This is a genomic window from Mycobacterium sp. MAA66, from assembly GCF_041261665.1.
GTDB lineage: Bacteria > Actinomycetota > Actinomycetes > Mycobacteriales > Mycobacteriaceae > Mycobacterium.
The window spans coordinates 49,445-59,514 of the sequence record NZ_JBGCCC010000015.1; the positions used below are offsets into that span (position 1 = coordinate 49,445).

A 10,070-nucleotide genomic window follows, 5' to 3' on the forward strand; every position below is an offset into this window, starting at 1 on the left:
TAATCTGACGGCGGAAAGCCGCCCGAGGAACGCCGTCCGGTCAGGCCGGCCCGACCCGAAAACCCTTGGGCCACAGCCCTTCAGCTACCCGCCGGAAGCCACGCGCTACCTCCGGCGCCGGCGCTCGCCACACCTGCGCGTTGGCGATCCCCGCAGTGTGCACAGTCGCGGGCCGCGCGTGCGGCTACGCCATTCCGCCTACCCTTGTTAAATTTACGCGTTAAATATATCGTGTTTCAGCTAACATTTCCGCTCCCCAGCCGGGGAACGTCGCAGCGACTCGTCGGGGAGACAGCCATGGCCGCTACACATCGTTCGACCAATTCATCCCACGGGAGCGGACGCAAGAAGGGCGCACACCGGGTCGCGCCTAAGCCGGCACGGCAGCCTTACAACTGGCTCGGCGTGGGCGCCATGACGATCGGCCTTGGTGCTGCGATGGCCAGCGGGACCGGCATCGCCAACGCCAAGGGCGGCGCCTCCGCCGCATCGTCGACGAGCTCGAACAACAACACTTCACCAGGCTCGGCCAGTACCGGCGCCAAGCACACCGATGACGCCAAACAGCACGACGGATCCACGCCCAAGAAGCACGACAAAACCAAGCCGACGGCAGCCACCGCCACCGACACCACCACCTCGGACGCCACCACCACCGCGGACCCGACGAAGGTCACCGGCAAGGGCAAGAAGTCCAAGACCGGGCAGCCGAAGCCCGCCGCCCCGACCGCCGCCACCCAGACGCCTGCCACCACCCCGACACCGACTGCTGCAACCACAGCAAAAACTTCATCCACCACGGCAACCACCAAGACCGTCGCGCTGGCCGCGGTAACCCCGGCTGCCACAACAGATTCGAGCACGGCGACCACCACCACCGCGCACGCGACGAGTTCGAATCCGATCATCGCCGCCATCCAGAACGCACTCATCAGCTTCTTCACCGCACCGGCCACCATCTCGCAACTGGCAGCCAACGGCCTCACCGGCCCGGTCGCGCCATCCACGCTGTTGAATCCCGTCGGCGCGTTCCTGTACGGCATCTTCCGCGGCATCGAGGACTTCGCAGGACTGGTACCCCATACCGGAACCCCGACCACCACCTCCAACCCCGCCAATGGGACCGTAACGGGCACACTGGGATTCACCGAGCCTGCCGGCGCTCAATTGACCTACACGGTGGCCACGAATCCGCTGTTCGGCTCAGTCACCGTCGCCGCCGACGGCAGCTACACCTACAAATCCAACATCCTGGGCAGCGCACTGTCCGCGCTCGGCCTGAATCCGACCGACACGTTCACCGTCACCGCCAGCACCGGCATCGCCGCCACCAACGTGACCGTGACGGTCCCGGTCACCGCTGCGAATGACAGTCCCAGCACCCCGACCTCGATCAACCAGGTCGCCAACGCCGTCACCGGCGTCGTCACCGGCACGCTGTCTTCCACTGCGCCCGACGGGCAGGCCGTGACCTACTCGGTACTGACCAATCCGCTGCAGGGCTCGGTCAGCCTGAACTCCAGTAGTGGCGTCACCACCTTCACCTACACGCCCACCGAGTTGGCCCGGATCGCCGCCAACGGCACCAGCCTCATCACCGGATTGAACACCGACGTCTTCACGGTCACCGCCACCAGCGCCGGTGGCACCACCAGCCTGCCCGGCATCATCACCGTGCCGATCGAACCCGCCACCGGCGACACCCCCAGCACACCCACCGCCATCAACGTCAACGCCAACGCCGCCAGCGGCCTGGTCACCGGAACCATCACCTCCACCGACCCCGCCGGCCAACCACTGACCTACTCCGTACTCACCGGCACCCTGCTCGGCAGCGTCACCGTCAACAGCACCACCGGCGCCTTCACCTACACACCCAGCACCGCAGCCCGAATCGCCGCCAACCCGATTCTCGGTATCTCCGTAGTCAATACAGACGCCTTCACCGTCACCGCAAGCAACGGCACCTACAGCAGCACCGCCCTCATCACCGTCCCGATCGAACCCGCCACCGGCGACACCCCCAGCACACCCACCGCCATCAACGTCAACGCCAACGCCGCCAGCGGCCTGGTCACCGGAACCATCACCTCCACCGACCCCGCCGGCCAACCACTGACCTACTCCGTACTCACCGGCACCCTGCTCGGCAGCGTCACCGTCAACAGCACCACCGGCGCCTTCACCTACACACCCAGCACCGCAGCCCGAATCGCCGCCAACCCGATTCTCGGTATCTCCGTAGTCAATACAGACGCCTTCACCGTCACCGCAAGCAACGGCACCTACAGCAGCACCGCCCTCATCACCGTCCCGATCGAACCCGCCACCGGCGACACCCCCAGCACCCCCACCGCCACGAACATCAGCACCAACACCAGCACGGGAGTGGTCACCGGCACCCTGGTGTCCACCAGCCCCGACGGCGGCACCGTGACGTACTCGGTGCTCAGCCTGCCCACCCAGGGCACGGTCAACGTCTCGGGCAGCACCTTCACCTACACGCCCAGCACGCTGGCCCAACTGGAGGCCAGCCTCGGCCTGACCACCGACACCTTCGGAGTCACCGCCACCAACGCGGCCGGCTACACCAGCGGTATCGGCACCGTCAGCGTCACCGTGCAACCGATCGCGACGATCCTCGATACCCCGAGCAGCCCGACCTCGAACAACCAGCACGCCAACACCATCACCGGCGTAATCACCGGCACCGTCTCCGCCACCGACCCCGCCGGCGCCCCGCTGACCTACTCAGTGCTCACCGGACCGATCGGCGGCACCCTCACCCTGAACAGCACGACCGGCGCCTACACCTACACGCCCAGCAGCGCGGCCCGAACCGCCGCCAACCCGATTCTCGGTATCTCCGTGGTCAATACGGACACCTTCACCGTGGTGGCCAGCAACGGCACCTTCAGCAGCATCCTGCCGGGCTTGATCACGGTGCCCATCGAACCTGCCGCCAACGACACCCCGACGACGCCGGCCGCGGGCAACCAGAGCCAGAACATCTACTCCGGCGTGGTCACCGGCACCATCTCGTCGACCAGTCCCGACGGCGGAGCAGTCAACTACTCGGTGTCCTCCAATGTGCTGCTCGGCGGCCAGTCCGCGCTCGGTGGCAGCGTCACCCTGAACACCACCGGCGGCGTGACGTCCTACACCTACACCCCGACCGTCACGGCGCGGAACAACGCCGACCTCGGCATCATCACCACTGACTCGTTCACCCTCACCGCGACCAACGCGGCAGGCTACAGCAGCTCCACGACTGTCACCGTGCCCATCTCACCCGGGACCAACGACACCCCGAGCACCCCGGTTTCCACGAACCAGAACCAGAACCTGGCCAGCGGCGTGGTCACCGGCACGCTGTCCTCCACCAGCCCGGACGGCGGCGCGGTGACCTACACCGTGAACATCGGCACGCTGCTGGGCGCACTCACGGTCAACAGCACCACCGGTGCCTTCACCTACACGCCGAGCACGACGGCGCGGACGGCCGCCAACCCGATTCTCGGTGTGTCCGTGGTCAATACCGACACCTTCACCGTGACGGCCTCCAACAGCTCGGGCTACAGCCACACCAACATCATCACGGTGCCGATCTCCCCGGCCACCAACGACACCCCGAGCGGCAGCGCGACGTCGGCGCACGGCAACCACGTGACCACGGGCGTGGTCAGCGGCGCCAGCCCTGACGGGACGACGGTCAGCTACTCGGCGAGCACCCTCGGTGGCTCGGTCACTGTCAACCCGACCACGGGCGCCTACACCTTCACCGACGGCTACGTGGGCATCTACCCGATCGGCACCTACGTCGGCGGCATCGTCACCTTCACCGTGACCAACACCTCCGGGTTCAGTTCCAGCTGGACCGTTACCTTTGGAGCTTGATCTCGACGCGTGAAATTCACGCCTAGACAACGACTTCGACGCGCCAACTGGCAGATTGACGCGGGCCGCCACCTTCGACGCGCCTGATTCATTGCGGGCCAGACGGATTCGACTGCCGGAACGATCGTGCAGCCTACCGCTGCTCGGCCTTCGCCGAGACGCACATCGCCGGCCGCTGTTGCCCCAGCGGCCAGCGATTACGGTTGCGCCGCAGGCGATTACTGCGGGGTGTACTTGAACGTGATACCGCGGTCGCTCACGCCGGTCACCGTCAGCAGGTAATCCTGTCGCGAGCCGCCGTATGCCACCGTGCACAGCAAGGTGTTGTCCACCCTGCCCTCCAGGTCACCATGGCAGGTGGCAGTGTCCGGGTGCTTGCCGATCTGCGCCAACTGAGCCATCAGCGCCTTCTCGGCCGACGGCTTCGGCAGCGCCGGAGCCAGGCCGTAATGCATTGAGAGGCCTTGCACTTCACCCACTTGCACGGTGCGGTTGCTGGTGAATCCCGCGGCCGTCACGTGGCAGATGGCGACGAATCCTTGCTTGCCCTCCAGGCCGGTGTCACACACGACCGAGTCCGGAGCGACGTCGGACTCCTTCTTGATCATGGCGCCGACCGCAGACTCCAGATGCACCTTGGATATCGAGGGCTGCAGGTCGAACTTGACGTTCGCGTCGTCCACGCCGTTCACCGTGACGATGGGATCAAAAGCGTTGGAATCAGCCATCGTTACGGCGCACGGGGTGCTCTGGCCGACCTTGCCGATCAATCCGTGGTCGCAGATCACCGTCGGCGGCGGCTGGTCCGGATTGGTCAGCTGCTTGGTGAGGGTCTGCTCCAGTTGGTCTTTGGCGACCATCGGCAACGCCGTCGACTTCTTGTCCTTGGGCTCGTCCGAACTGTCGGACGGGTGTTTCACGCTGATGCCCAGCATGATCAGGCCCGTACCTATCAAGACCGCGACGATGATCACACCGACAACGCCGGCGATCTTGCTCGGCTTCCATCCCGACTGCATGTTGTCATTCTGCTGTGTACGGCACGCCGCGCACAGCAGATCCTCCTTAGTCTGCCGATCCGAAGAACCGATGGCCGCTGGAGCCATCGAAAGTTATTGCGCGAGCTGATACTTGAATGTGTAGCTGCCGTTCGAGACAGCGGACAGGGTCAGCAGGTAGTTCTGATTCTGCCCCGCGGCGACCGCAGTGCAGGCCAACGTGGCGCCGACGGTGGCCGGCATGTCACCGGCGCACGTCACCGAGTCCGGGTTCTGGCCCGCGTGCTTGAGCTGCGCCATCAACGCTCCCTCCGCCACATTCTTGGGCAGGGTCTGCCCGGCACCGGCGTTGGGCCCCGGGGACTGGGCAGGAGCATTGCCGTTCAACTGAGCCAGCCCATAGTTCATCGACAGGCCCTGCACCTGGCTGACCGACACCGCCTGACGGTTCGTCGCTCCCCCTGCAGTGACGTTGCAGAATGCCACCGCACCCACCTTGCCGTCCAGACCCGTCTCGCAGACGACGGAGTCCGGCGCGGCGTTGGTCGACCGGGTCACCATGTCCTTGACCGCAACCTCGAGCTGGCTCTTGTTCACCGACGGGGTGATGGCGTAGCTGACCTTGTCCCCGTTGACGACCGTCACCGTGACGATGGGCTCGAAGCTGTTGACCGCCGTGATGGAGACATCGCAGGCGGCGGTCTGGCCGACCTGGCCGAGCAGATCCTGCTGGCAGGTGACCGCCTGCGGCGTCACTCCGGCGCGCGCCAACTGATCCGTGATCGTCTTCACCAGGATGTCCTTGGGCACCGTCGACACCTTGCTGTCCGGCGAGCTGGGCTGGGCGGCGGCGCTGGAATTGCCCGACGCCGGGATGGAAGTCGACTGGCCCGGGCGTCCCTGCGTCAGCATGGAACACGCCGTCATTGCCGTCGCACCGGCCGCTACCAGCGCACCGATAGCTGTAACTCGGATCACTTTCAAGCTCATGGCCGCCCATTGTGCCCTGGCCGCACTGATAACGCGAGAACACCCCCTGACCAGGAGGTTCGACTGCATCCGAAACAGCGATTGACGCAATCAACAATATATTTGCTTGGGATTTGCCCATCTTTGCCTGGGAATCTGCTACTAATTTGACGATTCCGCTGATTACCGTGAAATCAGCTACATCCAAGACCCATTTGTGTCGTGGGACACAAGCCCAAAGATGGAGAGCTACAGCATGTCGGGTGCGCACCGGTCGACCACGCGGTCCAAGAACATCAGCCGCAAGAAGGGCGCCCACCGCGTCGCACCCAAGGCCGCCCGCCAGCCCTACAACTGGCTCGGCGTCGGCGCCGTCACCCTCGGCCTAGGCGCCGCGATGGCCAGCGGAGCGGGCATCGCCAACGCTTCCGGCGGCGAGGGCTCGTCGTCATCCTCATCCTCGTCGTCGAGCAACTCGAACAACAACGGTGGCTCGGTCCACAGCAGCAGCAAGGGTCACAAGCCTGCGCCGAAGAAGCCCAAGGCAGCCGCAGCGGACAACTCGGGCACTTTGCTGGTACCGGGCGGCACCGACTCTTCGGGCTCGGGCAGCGCCGGCTCGGGCAGCACGACGGGCGCAGGTAGCACTACCGGCGCGGGCAGCACTAGCGGATCCGGCAGCTCGATCGGCTCAGGCAGCACGACGGGTACGGACGGCTCGGCAGCAGGGACTCCCGGCGCCACCAACCCGACCGAGACCGGCTCGACCGACGGCACCCGTGCGCCGGGCAAGGGCAAGAAGGGCACCAAGACCGGCGCCGACGGCACCGAGCAGCCCAAGAGCAAGCAGAAACAGAAGAACAAGCAGCCGGCCGCCGCACCGGCCACCGGCACCGACTCCCCCAGCCCCGAGCCGTCCGGGCCGGCCCCGGCCGACAAGCCGGCTGCCCCGGCGGCTGCGACCGCACCGGCCGCCGTCAACAAGGCGGCCCCGGCGGCCGCCACCAAAGCCCTTGCCGCAACTACTGATTCGGGCTCGGGCACCACGACCACCCCCACCAAGCCGCACGCGACCAGCTCCAACCCGATCATCGCGGCGATCCAGAACGCGCTCATCGGTTTCTTCACCGCGCCGGAGACCATCCGCAGCCTGGCCGACAACGGTCTGACCGGCCCGACCGCACCGTTCATCCTCACCAACCCGATCGGCGCCATCATGTACGGCTGGGTTCGCGGCATGCAGGACTTCGCCGGCCTGGTCCCCAGGGCGGGCAACCCGACCACCACGTCCGACCCCGTCACCGGCACCGTGAGCGGGAACCTGAACTTCACCCTGCCCGCCGGCGGCCCGGACATGACTTACAAGGTGGCCGGCAACCCGTTGTGGGGCTCGGTCAACGTCCAAGGCGACGGCACCTACACCTACAAGTCCAACGTCTTCGGCGCCGCGCTGGCCGCCTTGGGCCTGAACCCCAAAGACACCTTCACCGTCACCGCCACCAACGGCATCGCCTCGACCAATGTGACCGTCACGGTCCCGGTGCTCGCGTCCAACAACACGCCGAGCCTGCCGTCCGCCATCAACATCCACCAGGACGTGCTCACCGGCAAGGTCACCGGCACCTTCTCCTCGACCAGCCCGGATGGCTCGACGATTCACTATTCGGTGACCCAGCCGGTCCAGGGCCACCTGACCGTCGATGCCAACGGCAACTTCACCTACACGCCCACCGACCTGGCCCGGCTGAACGCCAACCTCGGCGTCATCACCACCGACACCTTCACGGTCACCGCCACCAACGAGGCGGGCAACAGCTCACTCCCGGCGTTCATCACCGTCCCGGTCTCGCCGGCCAACGCCAACACCCCGACCACACCGAAGGTCATCAACCAAGTCGTCAATGCCGTCACCGGCACTGTCACCGGCACCATCTCCTCGACCAGCCCGGACGGCTCACAGCTGACCTACTCGTACACCCAGCCGGTCCAAGGTCACCTGACCATCGACGCCAACGGCAACTTCACCTACACACCCACCGACCTGGCCCGGCTGAACGCCAACCTCGGCGTCATCACCACCGACACCTTCACCGTGACGGTCAGCAACAGCAGCTACAGCACCCTGCCGACCTTCATCACCGTCCCGGTATCGCCGGCCAACGCCAACACCCCAACCACACCGACCGTGATCAACCAGCAGGTCAACAAGGTCACCGGCGTGGTCACCGGCACCATCTCCTCGACCAGCCCGGACGGCTCACAGCTGACCTACTCGTACACCCAGCCGGTCCAGGGCTCCCTGAGCATCGATGCCAACGGCAACTTCACCTACAAGCCGACCGACCTGGCTCGGCTGAACGCCAACCTCGGCGTGATCACCACCGACACCTTCACCGTGACGGTCAGCAACAGCAGCTACAGCACCCTGCCGACCTTCGTCACGGTCCCGGTATCGCCGGCCAACGCCAACACACCCAGTACGCCGACCGTCACCAACCAGCAGGTCAACCACATCACCGGCGTGGTCACCGGCACCTTCTCGTCCGACGCCAACCCCGGCCAGACCCTCACCTACACGGTGACCCAGCCGGTCCAGGGCCACCTGGACGTCGACGCCAACGGCAACTTCACCTACACACCGACGAAGTTGGCCCGGGAAACCGCCAACCTGGGCGTCATCACCACCGACACCTTCACGGTCACGGCGTCCAACGGCAGCTTCACCAGCGGCATCGGCTGGATCACGGTCCCGGTATCGCCGGCCAACAACGCCACCCCGGGCACCCCGAGCGTGATCAGCCAGCAGGTCAACAACGTCACCGGCGTGGTCACCGGCGTCATCTCGTCGAGCAACCCCGGCGGCACGCCCATCACCTACACCTACACCCAGCCGGTCCAGGGCCACCTGACCATCGACGCCAACGGCAACTTCACCTACAAGCCAACCGACCTCGCGCGGCTCAATGCCAACCTGGGCGTCATCACCACCGACACCTTCACGGTCACCGCGTCCAACGGCACGTTCACCAGCGGCGTCGGCTGGATCACCGTCCCGGTCTCGCCGGCCTCGAACAACACCCCGGCCAAGCCGACCATCACCAACGTGTCGCAGAACATCTACACCGGCGTGGTCACCGGCAAGCTGAACTCCACCAGCCCGGACGGCGCCAACATCACCTACAGCATCACCACCGGAACCATCGGTGGCATGACGCTGAGCACCGGCACGGTGACGATCTCAGGCAACACCTTCACCTACACCCCGTCGACCTTTGCCCGGACCAACGCCAACCTCGGAATCATCACCTCGGACACATTCCAGGTGACCGCATCCAACGGCCAGTTCTCCAGCGGCAATACGACCGTCACGGTGCCGATCTCGCCGGCATCCAACAACACGCCGCCGACCCCGACGGTCGCCAACCAGTCGCAGAACCTGATCACCGGCGTGGTCACCGGCAAGTTCGTCTCGAACAGCCCGGACGGCACCCCCGTGACGTGGAACATCACCCAACCAGTCCAGGGCTCGCTGACCGTGGATGCCGACGGCAACTTCACCTACAAGCCGACGAATCTGGCGCGCCAAACCGCGAACCTGGGCGTCATCACCACCGATACCTTCACGGTGACGGCCAGCAACTCGATGTCCACCAGCGGCGTCGGCTGGATCACGGTTCCGGTGTCCCCGGCGAACAACGACAAGCCGTCCACGGTCACCAAGAGCAACCAGGTCCAGAACAAGACCAACGGCGTGGTCACCGGCACCCTGTCGGCCACCAGCCCCGACGGCGCGACGCTGACCTACTCGATCACCACCGGAACCATCGGCGGTATGAGCCTGAGCACCGGCGATGTGTCACTCTCTACGGTCAACGGGGTCACCACGTTCACCTTCACGCCCACCCACATCGCGATGAGCAACTCCAACTTGCTCGGCCCCTACACCGACACCTTCGTCGTCACGGTCAGCAATGGCGTGACGTCCAACAGCACCACCATCACGGTGCCGATCCTGGCCAAGTGCCTGCTCTGCTGGTAAGCACCCCCGCTCCGACGTCGGCGGTCACCTCTTCCGGGTGGCCGCCGATTTTTGTGTGCCGTAGTCAATTTCGGGTCACAACCCGAAACCCGTCGACTTTCGAGCTATGACACCTACCCGGCGACATCACGGCAGAAGTTTGCTGACAATCAACTATCATAAACCTT

Annotated in this window: 4 protein-coding genes; 2 read left to right on the top strand and 2 right to left on the bottom strand. The window is 65.5% G+C overall.

Annotation, left to right across the window (positions count from 1 at the left end):
* Positions 1 to 297 precede the first annotated feature (297 nt).
* Complete coding sequence (locus ABIA30_RS26055; protein WP_370070850.1) at positions 298 to 3,897, top strand: beta strand repeat-containing protein; 3,600 nt, start codon at positions 298 to 300, stop codon at positions 3,895 to 3,897.
* Positions 3,898 to 4,115: 218 nt separating this feature from the next.
* Here ABIA30_RS26055 and ABIA30_RS26060 read toward each other — a convergent pair whose 3' ends face one another.
* Positions 4,116 to 4,916, bottom strand: a complete 801-nt coding sequence (locus ABIA30_RS26060; protein WP_370070852.1) for a DUF4333 domain-containing protein — start codon at positions 4,914 to 4,916, stop codon at positions 4,116 to 4,118.
* Positions 4,917 to 5,009: 93 nt separating this feature from the next.
* The gene (locus ABIA30_RS26065) at positions 5,010 to 5,885 is read right to left on the bottom strand and encodes a DUF4333 domain-containing protein (RefSeq protein WP_370070854.1); all 876 of its coding nucleotides are present in this window, start codon (positions 5,883 to 5,885) and stop codon (positions 5,010 to 5,012) included.
* Positions 5,886 to 6,105: 220 nt separating this feature from the next.
* Here ABIA30_RS26065 and ABIA30_RS26070 point away from each other — a divergent pair, with 220 nt between their 5' ends.
* Positions 6,106 to 9,903 (top strand): Ig-like domain-containing protein, encoded by a 3,798-nt coding sequence (locus ABIA30_RS26070; protein ID WP_370070856.1) that lies wholly within the window; start codon positions 6,106 to 6,108, stop codon positions 9,901 to 9,903.
* Positions 9,904 to 10,070 lie beyond the last annotated feature (167 nt).